At 60.7% G+C, this 21,219-nt stretch carries 19 protein-coding genes; 8 read left to right on the plus strand and 11 right to left on the minus strand.

What is annotated here, in order from left to right; translation table 11 throughout:
• Nucleotides 1-24 precede the first annotated feature (24 nt).
• Both HBO41_RS21490 and HBO41_RS21495 read left to right on the plus strand, forming a co-directional pair.
• Nucleotides 25-2,661 carry an MGH1-like glycoside hydrolase domain-containing protein gene (locus HBO41_RS21490; RefSeq protein WP_169987637.1) on the plus strand — a complete coding sequence of 879 codons (2,637 nt, stop codon included), beginning with the start codon at nt 25-27 and terminating at the stop codon, nt 2,659-2,661.
• Nucleotides 2,662-2,966: 305 nt separating this feature from the next.
• The gene (locus HBO41_RS21495; RefSeq protein WP_169987639.1) at nt 2,967-3,560 is read left to right on the plus strand and encodes a hypothetical protein; all 594 of its coding nucleotides are present in this window, start codon (nt 2,967-2,969) and stop codon (nt 3,558-3,560) included.
• Between the two features lie 63 nt (nt 3,561-3,623).
• On the opposite strand, the gene HBO41_RS21500 is transcribed toward HBO41_RS21495, so the two are convergent.
• Both HBO41_RS21500 and HBO41_RS21505 read right to left on the minus strand, forming a co-directional pair.
• Nucleotides 3,624-3,938, minus strand: coding sequence for an SCP2 sterol-binding domain-containing protein (locus tag HBO41_RS21500; protein ID WP_017135931.1), 315 nt, complete (start codon nt 3,936-3,938; stop codon nt 3,624-3,626).
• 56 nt (nt 3,939-3,994) lie between these two features.
• A complete protein-coding gene (locus HBO41_RS21505; RefSeq protein WP_017135930.1) occupies nt 3,995-4,705 on the minus strand; it encodes a histidine phosphatase family protein in 711 nt (236 codons plus the stop codon).
• A 193-nt stretch (nt 4,706-4,898) separates the two neighbouring features.
• Here HBO41_RS21505 and sohB point away from each other — a divergent pair, with 193 nt between their 5' ends.
• Complete coding sequence (sohB, locus tag HBO41_RS21510) at nt 4,899-5,924, plus strand: protease SohB (protein ID WP_017135929.1); 1,026 nt, start codon at nt 4,899-4,901, stop codon at nt 5,922-5,924.
• 119 nt (nt 5,925-6,043) lie between these two features.
• Here the strand turns inward: sohB and HBO41_RS21515 are convergent, their stop codons facing one another.
• A complete protein-coding gene (locus HBO41_RS21515) occupies nt 6,044-7,558 on the minus strand; it encodes an MFS transporter (protein WP_169987641.1) in 1,515 nt (504 codons plus the stop codon).
• A gap of 150 nt (nt 7,559-7,708) precedes the next feature.
• On the opposite strand from HBO41_RS21515, the gene HBO41_RS21520 reads away from it, so the two are divergent.
• Nucleotides 7,709-8,608 carry a LysR family transcriptional regulator gene (locus tag HBO41_RS21520; RefSeq protein WP_099549148.1) on the plus strand — a complete coding sequence of 300 codons (900 nt, stop codon included), beginning with the start codon at nt 7,709-7,711 and terminating at the stop codon, nt 8,606-8,608.
• Here HBO41_RS21520 and dhaL read toward each other — a convergent pair.
• From dhaL to HBO41_RS21555, 7 genes are all read right to left on the minus strand, one after another.
• Complete coding sequence (gene dhaL, locus HBO41_RS21525; RefSeq protein WP_017135926.1) at nt 8,565-9,212, minus strand: dihydroxyacetone kinase subunit DhaL; 648 nt, start codon at nt 9,210-9,212, stop codon at nt 8,565-8,567. The genes HBO41_RS21520 and dhaL overlap by 44 nt on opposite strands.
• A gap of 3 nt (nt 9,213-9,215) precedes the next feature.
• Complete coding sequence (locus HBO41_RS21530) at nt 9,216-10,217, minus strand: dihydroxyacetone kinase subunit DhaK (protein WP_017135925.1); 1,002 nt, start codon at nt 10,215-10,217, stop codon at nt 9,216-9,218.
• 195 nt (nt 10,218-10,412) lie between these two features.
• A complete protein-coding gene (locus tag HBO41_RS21535) occupies nt 10,413-11,528 on the minus strand; it encodes an erythritol/L-threitol dehydrogenase (RefSeq protein WP_017135924.1) in 1,116 nt (371 codons plus the stop codon).
• Nucleotides 11,529-11,555: 27 nt separating this feature from the next.
• Nucleotides 11,556-12,311 carry an SDR family oxidoreductase gene (locus tag HBO41_RS21540; RefSeq protein ID WP_169987643.1) on the minus strand — a complete coding sequence of 252 codons (756 nt, stop codon included), beginning with the start codon at nt 12,309-12,311 and terminating at the stop codon, nt 11,556-11,558.
• A 139-nt stretch (nt 12,312-12,450) separates the two neighbouring features.
• The gene (locus tag HBO41_RS21545; RefSeq protein ID WP_169987645.1) at nt 12,451-13,458 is read right to left on the minus strand and encodes a substrate-binding domain-containing protein; all 1,008 of its coding nucleotides are present in this window, start codon (nt 13,456-13,458) and stop codon (nt 12,451-12,453) included.
• A gap of 34 nt (nt 13,459-13,492) precedes the next feature.
• Nucleotides 13,493-14,470: an ABC transporter permease gene (locus tag HBO41_RS21550; RefSeq protein WP_017135922.1), complete on the minus strand. Its 978-nt coding sequence runs from the start codon at nt 14,468-14,470 to the stop codon at nt 13,493-13,495.
• A complete protein-coding gene (locus HBO41_RS21555) occupies nt 14,467-15,954 on the minus strand; it encodes a sugar ABC transporter ATP-binding protein (RefSeq protein WP_099549144.1) in 1,488 nt (495 codons plus the stop codon). Before HBO41_RS21555 ends, HBO41_RS21550 begins: the two co-directional genes overlap by 4 nt.
• Nucleotides 15,955-16,237: 283 nt before the next feature.
• Between HBO41_RS21555 and rpiB the strand changes: the two genes are divergently transcribed.
• The 3 genes from rpiB (at nt 16,238) to HBO41_RS21570 (ending at nt 19,690) form a co-directional block, all read left to right on the plus strand.
• Nucleotides 16,238-16,699: a ribose 5-phosphate isomerase B gene (rpiB, locus tag HBO41_RS21560; protein WP_016969738.1), complete on the plus strand. Its 462-nt coding sequence runs from the start codon at nt 16,238-16,240 to the stop codon at nt 16,697-16,699.
• A 63-nt stretch (nt 16,700-16,762) separates the two neighbouring features.
• Nucleotides 16,763-17,743: a sugar-binding transcriptional regulator gene (locus HBO41_RS21565; protein ID WP_017135920.1), complete on the plus strand. Its 981-nt coding sequence runs from the start codon at nt 16,763-16,765 to the stop codon at nt 17,741-17,743.
• Between the two features lie 369 nt (nt 17,744-18,112).
• A complete protein-coding gene (locus HBO41_RS21570; protein WP_017135919.1) occupies nt 18,113-19,690 on the plus strand; it encodes a TerC family protein in 1,578 nt (525 codons plus the stop codon).
• Here HBO41_RS21570 and HBO41_RS21575 read toward each other — a convergent pair.
• Nucleotides 19,638-19,985, minus strand: a complete 348-nt coding sequence (locus HBO41_RS21575; RefSeq protein WP_017135918.1) for a co-chaperone YbbN — start codon at nt 19,983-19,985, stop codon at nt 19,638-19,640. The two genes, HBO41_RS21570 and HBO41_RS21575, sit on opposite strands and share 53 nt — an antisense overlap.
• A gap of 376 nt (nt 19,986-20,361) precedes the next feature.
• Here HBO41_RS21575 and HBO41_RS21580 point away from each other — a divergent pair, with 376 nt between their 5' ends.
• Nucleotides 20,362-21,210 carry a transporter substrate-binding domain-containing protein gene (locus HBO41_RS21580; RefSeq protein ID WP_017135917.1) on the plus strand — a complete coding sequence of 283 codons (849 nt, stop codon included), beginning with the start codon at nt 20,362-20,364 and terminating at the stop codon, nt 21,208-21,210.
• The last annotated feature ends 9 nt before the right edge of the window (nt 21,211-21,219 follow it).

Here is a 21,219-nt window from a genome sequence, read left to right on the forward strand (position 1 = left end):
ACTGTGTCAGTGATGGAGGACCCAATGACGGCCACGCCCGCAACCAACATCCTTGCAACCCTTGAAGGCCAGCGCCTGGCCGCCGAAGACGCCGAGCGCTGGCGCGAGTGGGGCCCGTATCTGAGTGAACGCCAATGGGGCACGGTGCGCGAAGACTACAGCGCCGACGGCGATGCCTGGGCCTACTTCCCCCACGAACACGCCCGCAGCCGCGCCTACCGTTGGGGCGAGGACGGCCTGGCCGGCTTCAGCGACAAGGCGCAACGCTGGTGCCTGGGCCTGGCGCTGTGGAACGAGCGTGACAGCATCATCAAGGAGCGCCTGTTCGGCCTCAACAACGCCGAGGGCAACCACGGAGAAGACGTCAAGGAGCTGTACTTTTTTGTCGACGGCGTGCCCAGCCATGCCTATATGCGCATGCTCTACAAATACCCGCATGCGGCGTTTCCCTACGCCGACCTGATCGCCGAAAACGCCCGCCGTGGGCTTGAGGATGCCGAGTACGAAGTGCTCGACACCGGCGTATTCGAAGACAACCGCTACTGTGATGTAACGGTTGAATACGCCAAGCATCAGCCCGACGATATTTTCATGCGCGTCACCGTGCACAACCGCGCGGACCAGCCGACGCGTGTGCAGGTGCTGCCCCAACTGTGGGCGCGTAATGACTGGAGCTGGACCTTTGACGCGCCCAAGCCGCAGTTGCGCCTGGACGGTGAACGAGTGCTGGCCCGGCATCATGAGCTGACCGATCGCCATCTCAGCGCCTGGGGCGAGGACGGCCTGGAGTGGCTGTTCTGCGAAAACGAAAGCAACTTCCCCAAGCTCGATGGGCAACCGGCGCAGGGGCCGTTCAAGGACGGCATCAACGACTACGTGGTGGGCGGCGCAGACTCGGCAATCCGTCGCGACACGGGCACCAAGGTCGCCGCGCGTTTCAGCCTCGAACTGGTGGGCCAGCAGAGCAAAACCCTGTACCTGCGGTTTGCGCCGGTGGACGCGCCTGAGGTCAATGCACGCAAGCTGTTCGAGCTGCGTCGCCAGGAGGCGGACGACTTCTACGCCGCCCTGCAGCAAGGCATTGCCGATGATGACGCGCGCAATGTACAGCGCCAGGCCCTGGCCGGGTTGGTGTGGTCCAAGCAGCTCTACTACTTTGATGTAAACCAGTGGCTCGACGGCGACCCGGCCCAACCCGCGCCGCCGCCCGAGCGCCTGCACATCCGCAATACCCATTGGCGGCACTTGTCGAACTTCGACATCCTGTCCATGCCCGACACCTGGGAGTACCCGTGGTACGCCTCCTGGGACCAGGGCTTCCAGGCCGTAGCGATGGCGCTGATTGATCCGGGGTATGCCAAGCAACAGTTGTTGTTGCTGGTCAAAGACCGTTTTATGCACCCCAATGGCCAGTTGCCGGCGTATGAATGGCGTTTCGACGACGCCAACCCGCCGGTGCATGCCTGGGCCAGTTGGCGCGTGTATCAGCAGGACAAGGCGCTGACCGGCGTGGGTGACATGGATTTCCTCGAGCGGATTTTCCACAAGCTGCTGCTGAATTTTTCCTGGTGGGTCAACCGTAAGGACGCCGAGGGCCGCAACCTGTTTCAGGGCGGCTTTTTGGGCCTGGACAACATCGCCTTGTTCGACCGCTCGGCCACCTTGCCGCCCGGCTACCAGCTGGATCAGGCCGACGGCACCGCGTGGGTCGCCGCCTATGCCCTGGACCTGATGCGCATCGGCCTGGAGCTGGCCAAGCGCAATGGGGTGTACGTGGATATCGCAGTGAAGTTTTTCGAGCACTTCCTGTACATCGCCGGTGCGATCAACCGTGTCGACGACAGCGCCGAAGGCTTGTGGGATGAGCAGGACCAGTTCTTCTACGATGTGCTGCACCGCCCGGACGGCCAGAGCGAGCCGGTGCGCCTGCGCTCCATCGTCGGCCTGATGCCGTTGTTTGCCGTGTTGGTGCTGGAGCAACGCGAGCACGAAGGCCTGCAAGGCTTGCGTGAGCGGCTGCTGGGCTTCATGAAACACCGGCCTGACCTCGCCAAGCTGGTGTCGCGCTGGAACGAACCGGGGCAGGGCAACCGCCTGTTGCTCGCCTTGCTGCGCGGCGAACGCACCAAGGACCTGCTGCGGCGCATGCTCGATGACCAGGAGTTTTTGTCGACGTTTGGCGTGCGCTCGTTATCCAAGGCCTTTGCCGAGCAGCCGCTGGCGCTGAAGATGAACGGCGACACCCTGTGTGCGCGCTACCAGCCCGGCGAGTCCGACTCACGTTTGTACGGCGGCAACTCCAATTGGCGCGGGCCGCTGTGGATGCCGGTGAACTACATGCTGATCGAATCGCTGCGCGAGTTTCACCGCTACTACGCGGATAACTTCTCGGTGGAGTACCCGACGGGCAGTGGCTATCTGGCGTCCCTTGAAGAAGTGGCCGACAGCCTCAGCCAGCGCCTGACCCGCTTGTTTTTGCGCGATGAAGATGGCCTGCGCCCGTCGATGGCGGGCTATGCGCAATTGGAAGCAGACCCGGCCAGTCGCGATCTGGTGTTGTTCCATGAGTATTTCCACGGCGAAACCGGGCGTGGGTTGGGGGCGTCGCATCAGACCGGGTGGAGTGCGTTGGTGGCGTTGTTGCTGCAGCCGAAAAGCTAAGCCGCACCACTGATTCACTTTTCTGTGGGAGCTGGCTTGCCATCAGCCACACACGGGTGGGCTGACCCACCGCTATCGCAGCATAGGTATCTACACAACCGGTTAACACGGAGTCTGTTGCAAGCCTGCTCGCCACAGGAGAAATTGGCTGCCTTCAAAAGTTGTGTAGATACCTATGGCTATCGCAGGCAAGCCAGCTCCCACATTAAAACTACATCGCTTGTGAAATGACGGGCAAAAAAATCCCGCCACCAAGAGGTCTGAATCAGGTAAATTCGCCGCCCCTTCAGACAAGGATGTAGACGATGGCGAATGTTATCGCGCGGGTTGGCAGTGCAGGCCTATTGGGGGTATTGCTGCTCACCTGCGGTGTGTTCATGACTTCACTGTATTCCCGAGAAAGCGCCGCGGCCCCGCTGATGATGCATTGCCGCGAATGCGAGAAAGGTGACGACACCTTCGATGCAACAAAGTGGTTCAGCAGCGGCATGTACCGCCTTGAAACGGATATTGTTCCCAACCCTATGCGGTCGATGACTCGCACTCATCCGGTGGTCTTCAAAGCCAAGGACAATGACCAACTGGTCGAGGCCGCGCTGCGTGGAATCAGCGATGTGCTCCCATCCTTCGATTCCCGCACGTTTGAAGCACAGTGGCCCGTGTTAACCAAGCGCGTACGTTATAGCTACAGCTTTTTTATGGCACCTGATGAACCCCGGGACCTCTATGACATGTACTTGCAAGTGGGCAAATACAAGCTGGTGATCGTGGTTGGGCTTGACGTCAATACCGGTGAAATCACCGCCGAGTATGAAGGGCGTGTGATTCGTGAAAACGATGGTAATGACCCTGCGTACATGGACACGTTCGAAGAAATGGATAACGCCAACACCCGCTGACCGGGAGGCTGGCTGAACGAAAAATCCCGCCGAAAGGCGGGATTTTTTTTGAGCGCGGCGTTATCAGGCCGGGAACAGATCGCTCAGTTTCATGGCCAGCATCATGTCGCCTTCAGTGCGCAGCTTGCCGCTCATGAAGGCCTGCATGCCGTCGGTATCGCCGCTGACGATGCCTTCCATGGTTTCGCCGTCGGTCACCAGGGTAACCTGGGCGTCAGGGTTTTCGCCTTCCAGCAGTTCGCAGGTGTTGTTCTTGACCACCAGCGAGAAGTTCTGGGTGTCGTCGATACGGAAACCGAACACCAGGTCCAGGCCGTCGGCAGCGCCTGGGTTGAATTTGGCTTTCATTGCTTCTACAGCTTTGGCTACGTCAGTCATGGTTTCGATCCTTTAAGGTAGAGTCCAGTGACCTTGGGGTCACGGTTGGCCGCAATTCATCGGAATGTGATGAGCTGCGGCGCCTTCAACAGTTGCAAGTGGGTATGACTGTTGAAGGAAGCCAGTGCCACCTCGCGACCACGGAATTTAAGCTGGTTGAGCGAGGTGTTAACAATTTGCCAGTTCAGTTCGAAGGCCTGCGCGGCAGGCATTCGGGTAATCAGGTGGAGCAGGGCGGTAATGGTGCCGCCGGAAGTAAACACGGCGATCTTGTCGGTGTTCTCGGCGGCTTCCAGGATGCGTTGCAGGCCGCCCTGCACACGTTCCACGAAACCCAGCCAGCTTTCCAGACCGGGCGGGTCGTAGGTGCCGGCCAGCCAGCGCTCGATGATCAGGGCGAAAATGCGCTGGAACTCACTGCGGTTTTGCGCAGCGTTGCGCAGGATATCCAAGGCGTGAGGCTCGGTGGTCAGCAGGTCGGGGAGCAGGGCGCGGATGATCGCTTCGCCGTCGAATTCGTTGAAGGCCGGGTCGATTTCCAGTGCTGGGGCTGACAGGCCGAGGGCACGGTATTGATCGAATGCGGCGGAGGCAGTGTGCTGCTGGCGACGCAGGTCGCCAGACAGGCAGCGGTCAAACGTCAGGCCCAGGTCGGCCAGGTGGCGACCGAGTACTTGCGCTTGCTCTACGCCGACGGGCGACAGGACGTCATAGTCGTCTGCACCGAAGGAGGCCTGGCCATGTCGAATCAGATAGATGCTGCCCACGTCCGTTTTCCCGGTACGTTGAAAGTCTGGCGAGGTTATGAGGATGGCAGGGAGCTGTCAATGAAAAAACATACGCTTGTTTTAAAAGCGCGTTAGAGGCCGACTGCTGGCGGTTTGAGCACTGGTCCGAAGGCGGTGCCGTCGGTATGCTGGGGCCATCCGCGCCTGGCGCCGTGCTTTTTTAAGGAGACATATGGATTTTTTGGCCGAATACGCGAGCTTTCTGGCGAAGACCGTCACCCTGGTGGTCGCTATTCTGGTGGTACTGATCAGTTTCGCCGCGCTGCGCAGCAAGGGGCGGCGCAAATCCGCCGGCCAATTGCAGGTCAGCAAGCTCAATGATTTCTACAAAGGCCTGCGTGAGCGCCTCGAGTCGAGCCTGCTCGACAAAGACCAGCTCAAGGCCCTGCGCAAATCCGAAAGCAAGACCGAAAAGAAGAACAGCAAGAAGAAACCCGAGGCCAAGCCACGGGTATTTGTGCTGGATTTTGACGGCGACATCAAGGCCTCGGCCACCGAGAGCCTGCGCCATGAAATCACCGCGCTGCTGAGCCTGGCCACGCCGAAAGACGAAGTGGTGCTGCGCCTGGAAAGCGGCGGCGGCATGGTGCACAGCTATGGTCTGGCCTCGTCGCAGCTGGCGCGTATTCGTCAGGCCGGCGTGCCGTTGACCGTGTGCATCGACAAGGTTGCGGCCAGCGGCGGCTACATGATGGCGTGCATTGGCGAGAAGATCATCAGCGCACCCTTTGCCATCCTCGGCTCCATTGGCGTGGTGGCGCAGCTGCCCAACGTCAATCGCCTGCTGAAAAAGCACGACATCGACTTTGAAGTGCTGACCGCCGGTGAATACAAACGCACCCTCACCGTGTTTGGCGAAAACACCGAGAAGGGGCGGGAGAAGTTCCAGGAAGACCTGGACATCACCCATCAGTTGTTCAAGAACTTTGTGTCGCGCTATCGCCCGCAGTTGGCAATCGATGACGTCGCGACCGGAGAAGTGTGGCTGGGTGTTGCAGCGCTCGACAAACAGTTGGTCGATGAACTGCAAACCAGCGACGAATACCTGGCGACCAAGGCCAAGACGGCCGAGGTGTTCCACCTGCACTACGCCGAGCGTAAAAGCCTGCAAGAACGCGTGGGCCTGGCGGCCAGCGGCTCGGTGGACCGTGTATTGCTGACCTGGTGGAGCCGGTTGACCCAGCAGCGGTTCTGGTAACCCACATCTGAAGACCCAGGTGATCCATGTGGGAGCGGGCTTGCCCGCGATGGCGGTGGCATAGGCAACATAGTTGTCGGCTGATACACCGTAATCGCGGGCAAGCCCGCTCCCACATTTTAGTTTTGCGCCAGGGCGGGTATCGGCTTTCGCATCAACGTCCCCACCACCAACGCCCCCAGCAACCCCAACAACCCCGCCACCCACAACACCCCGCTGAACCCACCCACAAACGCCTGTCGGGCCAATGGCTGCACCATCGCCCGCGCCGGTTCCGGCAGCAAGCCCATCGCCGCCGGCATATCCCCGGCCACCACTCGCGACGCAATCCCCGCCACCTGCGCCTGCCATTGCGGGTCGATACTTGTGCTCAGCAACTGCTCACTATGGCTGCTCAGCAACGCCCCATACACGCCGATGGCCAACATGATCGCGCTGAAACGCATGGTGGTACTCATGCCCGACGCCATGCCCGCGCGGTCACGTGGCACGCAGGCCATGATGTTTTTCTGCGTGTCGCCATTGAGCAGGCCCGCACCGGCGCCGGTCACGGCAATCGCCAGCGCGAAGGGCAGATAACCGCCTGTATTGACCGCCCAGGCGCTTAACAGGTTGCCGCAGCCCACCAGGGTCAAGCCGGTTGCCATCATCGTTGCAGGCGCAAAACGCCCGGCCAGCCGTGCACCAATGCGTGGGCAAATCACCATGGTCAAGGCAAACGGCAACATACCCAGACCCGACGCTATGGCAGAAAAACCCAAGCCGTTCTGCAGATAAAACGGCAGTAACGTCATCATCACCTGGGCACAGCCGGCGTAGGCAAACATCCCCAGCAGCGCGCCGATAAAACGCGGGTGCCGGAACAGTTGCAAGTCGACCATGGGCCGCTGTTGCACACGTTCGACCAGCACAAACACCCCCAGCAACACTGCGCCGCCAATCAGGCGTGTGTAGGTCAGCGGGCTGTCCCAGCCGATGCGATTGGCCTCGATCAAGCCCCAGATCAGGCACAACAGGCTGGCACTGAAGGCCAGGCTGCCCCATGGGTCCAGGCGTGCCGATTGAGTGTCGCGTGATTCGGGAATCGCCCGCAGCGCCAACGCCATCAACCCCAGGCCCACGGGCAGGTTGAGGTAGAAGATCCAGCGCCAGCCCAGGTACTGGGTGATCACGCCGCCCAGTGTCGGCGCGGCGGTCATCGCCACGCCCATGCAGGCACCCCAGAACGCCCAGGCTTTGGCACGCTCTACTTCATCGTGAAAGGTGTGGCCGATGGAGGCCAGGGCAGCGGTCAGCAGCAAGGCTGCGCCGACACCTTTGACGGCGCGGGCGATGTCCAGGAGCAACGCATTCGGTGCAGCGCCACAGCCCAGCGAGGCGAGGATGAAAATGCTCAAGCCCCAGATCAGCGACCGCTTGCGACCAAAGCGGTCGGCGATGCTGCCGGCGGGCAGCAATAACGCGGCGAACGCCAGCATGTAGGCGCTGACCACCCACTCGATATCGGCGAAATTCGCACCCAGGTCGCGCGCAATACTTGGCAGGGTGACGGCGACGATATTGGTGTCGAGCACAATCAGCGAGCAGACGCCGGAGGCGGTCAGCAGGGTGAGGCGCGGGCTGACCCGGCTCATGTCTTGATTGCCTTACAGGTAATGTTGGAAAGACAGTTGACGTGCATCGCAAGGGCTCTCTAGTGTAGGTGTGCGCTGAGCTTATCTCCGACTATGGTCTGTTTTATTAGCTGGAGCGCCGCACTTCATTACCTTTGAGCTAATTCAAAAATGGAAATCCGCCATTTCCGCTACTTCCTCGCCGTCGCCAGGCAGCGCAATTTCACCCGCGCTGCCGAGCAACTGGGCATCGCGCCGCCGACCTTGAGCCGCCAAATTCAGGACATGGAAGCCACGCTGGGCACGCGCCTGTTTATCCGTCAGCAACGTGAAGTCAGCCTCACCGAAGCCGGCGCCGCCTTGCTGATCGAGGCTGAAGCCACCGTGCGCCAGTTCGAGTTCGCCCAACGCAACGCCCAGCGCGCCGGGCGGGGAGAAATCGGGCATATCGAATTGGGCTATGTGGCTTCGGCGGTGTATTCGGGGCTGCTGCAAAAACAAATGCAGGCGTTCAGCCAGGCGTTTCCCGATGTGAGCGTGAATGTGCGCGAATGCGCCATGGCGTCCTTGCCCGGCGCGGTGGCCGACGGGCGTTATGACATCGGCTATATCCGCTCGCCCATGACCTTGCCCGACGGCGTGGAGGCAGTGCGCCTGGACAGCGAAGGCTTTGTGTTGGCGCTGCCTCAGGACTCCTGGCTGCTGGGGCTTAAGGTCATCGGCTGTGAACACCTGCAAAACGAGACGTTTATATTGCCGGAACAAATCAACGGCACCTTGCACGTGGCGGCCCAAGGCGGCTTCGCGCCGCGCCTGGGGCCGCAGCCGGGCGGGTTGGTTGCGGTGGTGGCGTTGGTGTCGTTAGGGCAGGGCGTGGCGGTGGTGCCGGCATCGATGGTCGGGCATGTGGGTTTGCCGGGCGTGGTCTACCGCACGATTCATCAGGATGATGCAGCGTTGTCGTGGCTGTCGCTGATTCACCGGCGCTTTGAAAAAGCGCCGGCGGTGGCGCGTTATATCCAGCAGGTCAAGCAGTCAGCCGGGGCTGCACGGAATCGGCCAGGCGCGTAAGAATCAGGCAGCACGACACCGCCCCCGCATCCAGTACACCCAGCGAGCGCTCGCCCAGGCGGCTGGCGCGACCGATTTTGGCGATCAGGTCTTTGGTCGAATCGCGCCCTTGGGACGCGGCGGTTTTCATCGCCTCCAGCGCATCATTAAACGACGCGCCACTGGCATGCGCACGCTCAAAGGCTTCAACTGCCGGGATCAGCGTGTCCATCAAGCACTTGTCGCCCACGCCCGCTTCGGTGATGTCCTGCAACGAGGTCAGGCCGCCGCGCAGCAGGTGGGCAAAGGTTGCCGCGTCGATGTCGTCGCTGCTGCGCACCTCATCCGCCATGCCGATAAACAGGCTGCCATACAGCGGCCCCATGGAGCCGCCGATGCCTTCCATCAGGCTCAGGGTCAGTTCATCCAGGGCTTCGGCCAGGGTCAGTTGGCGGCCTTCGAGGCTGCGCCCGCAATGGGCAAAGCCCTTGGCCATGTTGATGCCGTGGTCGCCGTCGCCAATGGCGCCGTCAATTTCACTGAGGTATTCACGGTTGGCCACGATCACGCTGACCAGATCGGCAACAATGGCGCTGCCGTCGCGGGTGGAAAAATGCTGGCTCATGGTTCACTCCGCCTGGGTCATGCCGATGGAACGGCAGGGTTGGTCGATCAGGGTTTTAAGCTCCGCGTCGAGGCCGAGCAGGGTCAGGGTCACGCCCATCATTTCCAGGGAGGTGAAGTAGTTGCCGACGTAGCAACGGTGAATCTTCAAACCCTTGGCCTTGAGTTGGCTTTCGACCTCGGCGTAGAACACATACAGCTCCATCACCGGCGTGGCGCCCAGGCCCGAGACCAGCACCACCACACTGTCATCCTGGCTGAAATCGCGGTCGGCGAGGATCGGCGCGAGCATGCGCTCGGCCATGGCGGCAGCCGGTTCAATGGCGATCACTTCAATGCCCGGTTCGCCGTGATGGCCGATGCCCAGTTCCATCTGGCCATCGGGAATCTGGAAGTTCGGCTTGCCCACTGCCGCAATGGTGCAGGGCGTGAGGCCGATGCCGATGGAGCGGCAGTTATCCACGGTTTTCTGTGCGACGCGAATCACGCCATCCAGGTCGTAATGCTGGGCAGCCGCAGCGCCGCCGATCTTCCACATGAATATTTCGCCGGCCACGCCACGGCGCTTGGCGATATCGGCCTTGGGCGCGGAAGCCACGTCGTCGTTGGCGACCACGGTGCGGATGCGCATGTCTTTGCTGGCAGCCATTTTCATGGCCAGCTTCACGTTCATGTTGTCGCCGGCGTAGTTACCGTACAGGCAGGCCACGCCCGCGCCATGGTCAGCGGCGCGGAAGGCGTCGAAAAAGCTTTTGGCGGTGGGTGAAGAGAAAATCTCGCCGACGGCCACGGCATCCACCAGGCCTGGGCCGACGTAACCGAGGAAGGCCGGTTCATGGCCGGAGCCGCCGCCGGTGACGATGCCGACGCGGCCGGCTGCCGATGGCTTGGCCTTGGTGATGACCCTTGGGTTGGTTTCATACTGACGCAGCTCGGGGTGCGCGACCAGGATGCCGCGCAGCATGTCCTCGACCACTTGGTCCGGATCGTTGATGACTCGATTCATAACGCGGGTTCCTGTTCTTGTTCTTGAAGGGCAACACTTTTAATTGTGAAAGCTGGCTTATTGTGGCGAGCAAGCTTGCTTGCGCTGGGGTGCGAAGCGCCCCCAAAAAGCCGCAGACCGCAGCGCAGTCAGCGGGAGCAAGCTCCCTCGCCACTGCAAGCCCGGCTCCCACAGGGTGAGGTGGTGTTGTTGAAATCAGGGTTGCAGGACTACTTTGAGCGACTTGTCCCCGCGTTCCATCACCGCAAATGCTTCCTTGAAGTCCGCCAGCGCAAACTTGTGAGTCACCACGTCGCGCATGTCGATCTTGCGGTTGCCGATAAAATCGATGGCGCGCGGGTACATGTACGGCCCCAGGTGTGAACCCAAGATATCCAGTTCCTTGCGGTCGCCGATGATCGACCAATCTACCGTGGCCTCGTCATTAAACACGCTGAATTCGACGAAGCGCCCCAGTTTGCGCAGCATCGCCAGGCCCTGGTTCACCGCCTTGTGGTGCCCGGTGGCTTCGATATAAATGTCGCAACCATAGCCGTCGGTGATCGCGCGGATCTTGGCCATCACGTCGACTTCGGCCGGGTTCCACACCTCGTCGGCGCCCATGCGCAAGGCGAGGGCGGCGCGTTCGGGTTTCATGTCCAGCACGATGAGCTTTTTCGGGTTGCGCAGGCGCACCGCGCCGATAATGCCCAGGCCCAAGGTACCGGCACCGGCGACCACCACCACGTCGTCATGGTCGACATTCGCGCGCTCGGCCGCGTGCAGCGAGCAGGCCAGCGGCTCGATCAAAATGGCTTCATCCGGGGCGATGGATTCCGGGACTTTGTGGATGATGCCTTCCTTGGTAAAGATCATGTACTGGGCCATGGCGCCCTGCACGTTGTTCTGGAAACCGTAGAGGTCGTGCTTCTGGCACATCCAGTACTGGCCGTGGTTGCAGAAACGGCAGCCCCAGCACGGCACGATCTGCTCGGAGATCACTCGGTCACCGACTGCCACGCCACGTTTTTCTGCGCCTGGGCCGAGGGCAACCACACGGCAGACGAACTCATGCCCCGGAATCATCGGCGGCTTCACATAGCGCGGTTGCTCGGCATCGCCCCAGAACGACGGCGCGCCGCGATAGGTCTTGATGTCACCCATGCAGATGCCGCACAGCTCGACTTTGGTGAGAATCTCGTCGGGGCCGGGCGTGGGCACGTCGACAGTTTCCAGGCGATAGTCTTCCGGGCCGTGGCAGACCACGGCCTGCATGGTTTTCGGGATGACCGGGGAGAGGTGTTCAGGTGTGCGTTCGGTGGCGGTGGACATGGCAAAAACCTCACGACAAAAGATGAATTACTGAATGCTGTAGCCGCCATCGATCACCATGTTGGCGCCGGTGATCATCTGCGCGGCGTCGCTGAGCAGGTACAGCGCCAGCCCGGCGATTTCTTCCGGCTGGGCGAAGCGGCCGGCCGGGATCTGCAATTTGGCCTTTTCACCCACTTCACCGGCCCAGGCTTTTTTGCCCAGGGCGGTCTCGACGATGGTCGGGGAAATGGCGTTGACGTTGATCTGTGGCGCCCATTCCATGGCCAGCACTTTGGTCATGCCGACGATGGCGGCCTTGCTCGCGCAGTAGGCGACGTGACGGTCCAGGCCAATCACGGCGGCCTGGGAGGCCAGGTTGACGATGCGCCCGCTGCCCTGCGCCAACATGTGTCTGGCGCAGGCCTGGGCCACAAAGAAGCTGGCCTTGAGGTTGATGTCCAGGGTGGTGTCCCAGGCGCTTTCGCTGACGTCGATGGCCTTGTCCAGCAACACCACGCCGGCGCTGTTGATCAGGTAATCCAGGCGCTGGAAGTGTTCGAATACGCTGTCGATGGTGTGCTGTATCTGGCCGACCTGGCCGAGGTCGACGGCAATACCCAGGTGGCCGTTGCCCAGGCTGGCCGCGACGTGCACCACCGCCGGGTCGCGGTCGAGCAAGGCCACGCGGGCGCCGCGTTCCACCAGCAGGTGGGCGCAGGCCAGGCCAATGCCGGCGGCGCCGCCGGTGATCACCGCGCAACGGCCGGTGAGGTCGAAGGCTTGGTTCCAGAATCCAGACATGAATGACTCCATTTTCGAAAGCAGTTGATCGTTCCCACGCTCTGCGTGGGAATGCTGCCTGGGACGCTCTGCGTCCCGATGTTGGGTGACGCGGAGCGTCACGGGATGCATTCCCACGCGGAGCGTGGGAACGATCAAGCTACTTGCCGCCGCTGACTTGTTGGTACAGCGCATCGGCATTCGCGTTAGTGACGGGCACCCACGGCAGGATGTAGTTCTTGGCGGTGCCATCGCCCCATTTCACGTCCTTGCCGTAGCGCTCCCAGATCACCGATTGCGGCTTGTAGTCCTTGCCGGCCAGTGCGCGCAACGCCACATCCAGCGCGCCTTGGGATTGGGCCTGGGCGTCTTGCAGGAAGGTGGTGACTTCGTCTTTCTTCGCCGCCTGGATCGCGTCCGGCATGCCGTCGATAGAGGTGACCGGCACGTCTTTGGAGGTCAAGCCGTGGGACTTCAGCGCCTGCACGGCACCCAGGGCCATATCGTCGTTTTGCGCGATCACGCCGTTGATGCCTTTGGGGTGCGCGTTCAGCCAGTCTTCGGTGAGGGTCAGGGCCTGGGCGCGGTCCCAGTTGGCGGTCTTTTTCTCGATGATCTTGATGTCCGGGTGCTTGCTCAGCACTTCCAGCTCGCCCTTTTCCCGATCGATCTGCGCCGATTGGCCAATCGGGCCCTGGATGATCACCACATTACCTTTGCCATTGAGCTTGTCGACCATGGCCTGGGCCTGCAGGCGGCCGCCTTCCACGTCGTCGTTACCCACATAAGGTACGGAGACATCGGCTACTTTCGTATTGGAGGCGATGACCACCACGTCGTTGCTCATGGCTTGCTTCACGGTGCCGACACCGGCCTTGGTGTCGATCGGCACGAACAGGATGGCGTCGTAGTGCTGGGTCACCATGTTTTCGATCTGGTTGTTCTGGGTCAGGGCGTCATAGTTGCCGTCGAACACCGTCAGTTGCACGGTGCCGTCTTTGACCGCCGGGTGTTCTTTCAGCTCGCGGACCCAGTTCTGCATGAACTGGCCCTTGAGGCCGTAGACGGCCGCGCCGATCTTGTAGGTCTTGCCATCGGCGGCAAAGGCAATGCTGCTGGCGAGCAGGGTGAGGGTCGCCGCGGCGGCCAAAGTGGTACCAAGTTTCATGAGTAGAACTCCGGTTATTGTTGTGGGTCGTTCTCTAGCGTTTTTTCTTGCGCCACACGTCGATCAGTACTGCGAACACGATGATCAGGCCCTTGGCGACCTGCTGGTAATAGGAGGACACGCCGAGCAGGTTCAGCCCGTTGTTGATCACGCCGATCAGCAGCGCACCAAACAGCGTGCCGACAATGCTGCCGGTGCCGCCCGACAGGCTGGTGCCGCCGATTACCACGGCGGCAATCGCGTCCAGCTCATAAGAAACCCCGGCCTGGGGCAGGGCGGAGGTGGTGCGTGCCGAGAGCACTACGCCGGCCAACCCTGCGAGCAGACCCGAGACCACGTACACCGAAAACATCACCTTGCGCACGCCGATACCCGAGGTGCGCGCACTCTTTTCATTGCCGCCCACCGCGTACACGTAGCGGCCGTAAGTGGTGTAGCGCAGCACCATCCAGAAGATCAGCGCGACCACTGCGAAGATCACGATGGGCACGCCAATCGGGCCGATCTTGCCGATGCCCAGCGCCAGGTAGGCGTCGGGCAGGTCGGTGATCGGGCTGCCGTCATTGAGGATGAAGGTCATGCCCCGCGCGATGCTGAGCATGCCGAGGGTGGCCACGAATGGCGGGATTGACAGGTTGGCGACCATAAAACCGTTGACCACACCGAGCATCGCACCGGCAAACATCCCCGCACTGACTGCCGCCAGCAGGCCATAACCCTGGGTCGCAACCATGGCGCTGCACAGCCCGGCAAAGGCCAGGATCGAGCCCACCGACAGGTCGATGCCCTTGGTGAGGATCACGTAGGTCATGCCTACGGCCAGGATGCCGTTGATCGAGGTCTGGCGCAGGATGTCCATCCAGTTGCGCCAGGTCATGAAGTATTCGCTGGAAAACGCCATCACCACGCACAGCAGGATAAACACCAGCGGCAGGCCGAAGCGGTCGAGGGACAAGCGCAGGCGATTGCGCGGCGCGGTGGTCATGGGCGGTGCGATGGTTTTGGCATTCATGAGGCAAGACTCAGCAAGGCTTCCTGGGAAAGGGCGGTGTCGGTGCTGATGGTCACCAGTCGGCCGCCCTTGAATACGGCGATGCGATCACTTAAATGCAGCAGTTCCGGGGCTTCGGACGACACCACGATGGCAGCGCCACCGGCGCGCACGAACTGGTCGAGCAGGTGGTAGATCTCCTGCTTGGCGCCTTCATCGATGCCACGGGTCGGCTCGTCGCAGAGCAGGCACACCGGCTCGGTCGACAGGCATTTGGCGAGCACGACTTTCTGCTGGTTGCCGCCGCTCATGGACGCTACCGGCAATTCCAGTGAACTGGTCTTGATCTGCAGGCGCTTGACCATGTCCTCGGCCAGTTGGGTTTCCTTGCGCGCATTGATCAGCGACCAACTCGACAGGCGCTTGTAGGCCGACAGTGCAATGTTGGACAGAATGCTGCCTGTGAGCACCAGGCCGCTGTCTTTGCGGTCTTCGGTGACCAGCGACATACCGGCGTTGATCGTGGCTTTGGGCAGGCCGATGGGCATGGGCTTGCCTTGCAGGGTCACGCTGCCGGAGTCCGCAACCGTCAGCCCATAGATGCAGTTGAGAAACTCGCTGCGCCCCGAACCCATCAGCCCATAGATGCCGAGGATTTCGCCCTGGCGCAGTTGCAGGCTGATGTCGTGGAACTCACCATTACGGCTCAGGTTGTCGACTTGCAGGCAGGTATTGGCGGCGCATTCGCGGCCGACCTTGTGGTCGATGCGTGTCAGCTCCTGGCCGACAATCCCGCGCACCAAATGGTTGCGGTCGATATCGGCCATGCGCCCGCTTTCCACAAAGGCGCCGTCACGGAAGATGCTGTACTCGTCGGCGATCTGCGCCAGCTCGCTCAAGCGGTGCGACACGTACACGATACCGGCGCCGCGTGCGGTGAGGCGGCGAATGGCCTTGAACAAGGTTTCCGCTTCGCGCTCGCCGATTGCCGAGGTCGGTTCGTCCATGATCATCACCTGGCAGTCATGGCTGAACGCCTTGGCGATTTCCACCAGTTGAATCTGCGCCACGCTCAGGCGGTGCATGGGGCTGGTGGCATCGACCTCGAATTCCAGGCTTTCGAGCAGCTCGCGGGTGCGGCGGTTGAGGGTCTTGCTGTCGACGATGCAACCGGCGCGGCGCGGTTCGCGGCCCAGCCAGATATTTTCGGCGACGGTCATGTAAGGGATGGGCTCCAGTTCCTGGGTGATCATCGCGATCCCCGCCGCCAGGGCTTCACTTGGGCGGTTGAACTGTACGGGCGTGCCGTTGAGCAGGATGGTCCCGGCGTCACGCTGGGTGATGCCCATCAAGATGCTCAGGAAGGTCGACTTGCCGGCGCCATTGCCGCCGCACAGCGCATGCACGCTGCCGGCCCGCAGAGAAAGGCGCCCGTCACGCAGGGCAGGCACCCCGGCGTAAGCCTTGGCGACGTGTTCAGCCTGGAGCAGTAATGGCGTGGCCATCGGCGTGTCCTCGTGCTGTGAATTCTTATTAGGTCGCACAGTCATGTTTTGCTGTGATCATATGTGTATCAAATGAAATTCTGATCAGTCAATCGCTTTCACTAAAAAGTTATAAATACGCTTGTTTGCGCAAATCAGGCCTGTTTAGACGGCTTTGACTAGGAGGTCAGCTAAAACTCGCTTGACAGAAGGGCCGCAATATCCGAGAAATAACTGAGCGAAATTTCATTGAGTGATCAAATGATCAGTCTAAAGTACCTAAACGGCAGCGGAGCCAGACGCCATGAACACACCTTTCCCGGTGGCTATCGGATGCGATGAAGCGGGTTTTGAGCTCAAAGAGCTGTTAAAGCGCCATATCGAGGCGCTGGGTTACCCGGTGACCGACTTCGGCACCCACTCCACCGCGCCGGTGCTGTACCCGGACATCGCGCTGGCGGTGGCCACCGCCATCAATGCCGGGCAGCAACGCCTCGGCGTGCTGGTATGCGGCACCGGGATTGGCATGGCCATCTCGGCCAATAAAGTACTGGGCATTCGTGCGGCCCAGGCCCATGACACCTATTCGGCGGAGCGCGCACGCAAGAGCAACGATGCACAAATCCTCTCTATTGGCGCACGGGTGATCGGCGCCGAACTGGCCAAAAGCATCGTCAAATCGTTTCTGGAGTCGGAGTTTGAGGCGGCGCGTTCCGGGGCCAAGGTCGAGCGTATCAACGCGATCGAGCGCGATGGGCATCAGTAGTGGACGGGACGGGGCAAGAGTCGGGAGAATGGGTTTTTGACGCCGAAACGGAAGCCCGTCCCCATGAGTGACAGTACCCAGCGCATTGCCAGCGATATCGATCAGATGACCGAAGTGGCGATGCTCTATTACCTTGAGAACGTCACTCAGGAGGCCATTGCCAAGCGCTTCGACCTGTCGCGGGCCAAAGTCAGCCGCTTGCTCAAGCGTGCGCGCGATGAAGGAATTGTCGAGGTGCGGGTGTTGCAGCACCCGGCGATGAACAACGAGCTGGAGCGCGCGCTGGTGGAGCGCTTCAAGCTCGACCGCGCGTTGATCGCGGTCGACCACAGCGAACCCGACACCCAGCGCTCGGCCGTCGCCAGCCTGGTGGCCAATTACCTGAACAAAACCTTGAGCGACGGCATGATCGTCGCCGTCGGCATGGGCCGTAACGTTGGCGCGGTCGCCGACAACGTGTTCTTGCCGGTGACGCGCAACTGCACATTTGTCTGCGCGATTGGTGGTTCGCTCAAGGCGGGCGAATACATGAACCCCGACCATATCTGCCGACGCCTGGCCCTGCGTTTTGGTGGCGAGAGTGAAAGTCTGTATGCACCGGCACTGGTGGCCAACCCGGAATTGCGTGGCGTGCTGATCAACAATGACACCGTGCGCTCAACCCTTGATCGCGCGCGGCGTGCAGACATCGCGCTGATCGGCATTGGCGACATGAGCGAGAACAGCAACATGGTGCGCATGGGCTGGTTCTCGCCGCAGGAGATCGCCCAGGCGCGCTTGTCCGGCACGGTGGGTGACATGATGGGGTATGACTTTATCGACATCCACGGCCAGCCGGCGGTCAACGCGATTCAAGGTCGGGTGATCGGGTTGACCGTGCAGGAGTTGTTTCGCATCCCGGATGTGGTGGCGATTGCCAGCGAGAACACCAAGGCGGCGGCGACGCTTGGCGCGTTGCGCTCGGGGGTGATTAATACGTTGGCGACCACGGTGACGAATGCGCACACGATTCTGGCGCTGGATGATGCGACGCGTAAGTCCTGAATGTACAAAGGTCAAAAACTGTGGGAGCTGGCTTGCCTGCGATACAGACAACTCGGTCTTTCAGTAACACCGAGGTGATGCTATCGCAGGCAAGCCAGCTCCCACAGGGGTTATGTGTTGGGCTTACAGATTTTGTAATAGTTTTGCAGTGTGGGAAATTTGAGTTTCGACTGTACGATTCAAGTCCTTTTCTCACTGCAGGACTTGCATGAACACCCTCTCGGAGCCTCCCAGTCGTCTTTCCCCAAGGCACCCACTGTCGCTGTTCCCGCTGAAGCATCCCGTATTCCGACTGCTAACCTTGTCCCGGTCCACTGACCGCGCCTTGCCGTGTCCGGCGTTCTGAAAACTTTAAAGAGACTCTATTAAATGGAATGGTTAGCGGATCCAACGGCCTGGCTCGGCCTGTTGACCTTGATTGTGCTGGAACTGGTGCTGGGCATCGACAACCTGGTGTTTATCGCGATCCTGGCGGACAAATTGCCGCCGGAGCAGCGCGACCGTGCGCGGTTGATCGGTTTGTCGCTGGCGTTGCTGATGCGTTTGGGCCTGCTGGCGAGTATTTCCTGGTTGGTGACGCTCACGCAGCCGCTGTTCGAGGTGTTCGACAAGAGCTTCTCTGGGCGTGACCTGATCATGTTGTTTGGTGGTGTGTTCCTGTTGTTCAAGGCCACCATGGAGTTGCACGAACGCCTTGAAGGCCATGTGGCGCAGCGCACGGGCAATGTGGCTTACGCCATGTTCTGGCCGATCGTGGCGCAGATCGTGGTGCTCGACGCGGTGTTCTCCCTCGACGCGGTGATTACCGCCGTGGGCATGGTGGATGAGCTGGCCGTGATGATGATCGCGGTGATCGTGTCCATCGGCCTGATGATCGTGGCGAGCAAGCCGCTGACCCGTTTCGTCAACGCGCACCCGACGGTCATTATGTTGTGCCTGGGCTTTTTGATGATGATTGGTTTCGCCCTGACCGCCGAAGGCCTGGGCTTCCATATTCCCAAAGGCTACCTGTACGCGGCGATTGGTTTCTCGATCCTGATCGAGCTGTTCAACCAGATTGCCCGCGCCCGTCGCAAGAAGTCGGCGCAGGGCACCTTGCCCGTGCGCCAGCGTACCGCCCATGCGGTGATGCGTTTGCTCGGTGGCCGCAGTTTGGCGGTAGAGGGCGTGGATGACGACGTTGCTGACCTGCTGGGCGAGCCGGATGCAGGCCAAGGCCCGCTGTTTGATCGACGTGAGCGCGTGATGATCAGCGGCGTGCTGCAATTGGCCGAGCGGCCGATCCGTACCTTGATGACGCCGCGGGCCAAGGTCGACTGTATCGATCTGGCGGACGACGCCGACACCATCCGGCAAAAACTGATGCATTCGTCCTATTCGCGCCTGCCGTTGATCCGCAACGGCGCTGTGGATGAGCCGTTGGGTTTTGTGCACAAAAAGGAACTGCTCAAGGAGTACCTGGCCGGTAATGAGCCTAATCTTGAGCACCTGGCGCGCCGGGCGGTCAATTTGCTGGAGAGCTTTTCGATCCTGAACGCCCTGGAGCAAATGCGCCAGGAGTCAACTCACATTGCGTTCGTGATCAACGAATTCGGCGACTTCATGGGCGTGTTGAGCATGACCGACATCCTTGAGTCCATCGCCGGTGAGTTGCCGGACGCCAGCGAAATCGAAGGGCCGGATATTGTCGAGGAGGGCGAGGGCTACCGCGCCAATGGCGCCTTGAACCTTAACCTGGTGCGCCAGCGTACCGGCTTCAAGGCTGCCGCAACCCAGGACTATCAAACCCTCGCCGGGTTGGTGATGAGCCTGCTCGACCGCCTGCCCGTGGTGGGTGATAGCCTGGAGCATGAGGGCTGGCGCTTGACCGTCGCGGCGGTTGAGGAGCGTCGGGTCATACAGGTGCTGTTATTTCCCTTGATGAATAATCCTCAAACAGGTCGCTGAAAAACGCATCAGCGTCTAAGGGGCGGCCAACAAGCTGCTCCTGCACCTTGCCAAACTGGTACACCAGCGTCGCCGGGGTGCCCGATACGCTGGGCACCCTCGGATTTCGGTCGGTATTCACGATCAGTGCTGTTACAGGGCCAGCGTATTGTTTGGCGATGGTCTCGAACCTCTCGTCGAGTCCAACGCAGCCCGGGCAATCGGGATGAGTGAATAACACGATGGCCGCCGCATATTTTTTCAGTTGCGCCTCGTAGTCCTCCAGATCGCTGTAAGTCATGCTTGCAATGCCCATAGGATTTCCTTGCGTGCCCGCTCATAGACGTTGGGTACATACGCTAGAACTGCCGGGCAGGGCCGTCTACTGTCAACCTTCACAGGTAGACATGCTCACGCATCCATGGCGCGCGCACTGCAAGGGTGCGCGGTAACACTGTTCTGGCGCACTCGATTGAGGGTTGTCACCGGTGTGTGGGGTCTTGGGTAGCAAGCCGATTCGAAAGGGTGGCGTAACGCCGCGTCCTGGCCAGTTAACTATCCATATGATTTAAAAAGAATTTATCCCTGACATATTTTTCCGTTAGCGCGTGTGGCACACTTTCTGCTGTCTATTCCGTTGTTACATACCAAGTTCCGGTATAGCGGAATACACAACTCCTGGAGTGCTTGTCATGCATCACCGACCTTCCGTGTTTAAAGCGTGTGTTTTTCTCTTCGCCGCATCGGCTTCCCTCGCAAGCGTTGTGCACGCGGCGGACAGCAAGCTCGATGATGTGCTCAAACGTGGGCATCTCATTGTGGGTACAGGCAGTACCAATGCGCCGTGGCACTTCCAGGGAGCGGATGGCAAGTTGCAGGGTTTTGATATCGACATCGGCCGAATCGTGGCTAAAGGTTTGTTCAACGACCCAAGCAAGGTCGAGTTTGTGGTGCAGTCCTCTGACGCGCGTATTCCCAACCTGCTGACCGACAAGGTCGACATGAGTTGCCAGTTCATCACCGTCACCGCCAGCCGTGCACAGCAGGTTGCCTTCACCCTGCCTTACTACCGCGAAGGTGTGGGCCTGTTGCTGCCGAACAACAGCAAATACAAGGAAATCGAAGACCTGCAAGCGGCGGGCGATGGCGTGACCGTGGCCGTGCTGCAAAACGTGTATGCCGAAGAGCTGGTGCACCAGGCGTTGCCAAAGGCCAAGGTTGACCAGTACGACAGCGTCGACCTGATGTACCAGGCGGTGAACTCCGGCCGTGCCGATGCCGCCGCCACCGACCAGTCCTCGGTCAAATACCTGATGGTGCAAAACCCGGGCCGCTACCGCAGCCCGACCTACGCCTGGAGCCCGCAAACCTACGCGTGCGCGGTCAAGCGTGGCGATCAGGACTGGCTGAACTTCGTCAACACCGCGCTGCATGAAGCCATGACCGGCGTGGAATTCCCGGCCTACAAAGCCTCGTTCAAGCAATGGTTCGGTGTGGATTTGCCAGAACCTGCGATCGGTTTCCCGGTTGAGTTCAAGTAAATCGTAAAT

The sequence above is a fragment of the Pseudomonas sp. WS 5146 genome, assembly GCF_012985495.1.
GTDB lineage: Bacteria > Pseudomonadota > Gammaproteobacteria > Pseudomonadales > Pseudomonadaceae > Aquipseudomonas > Aquipseudomonas edaphica.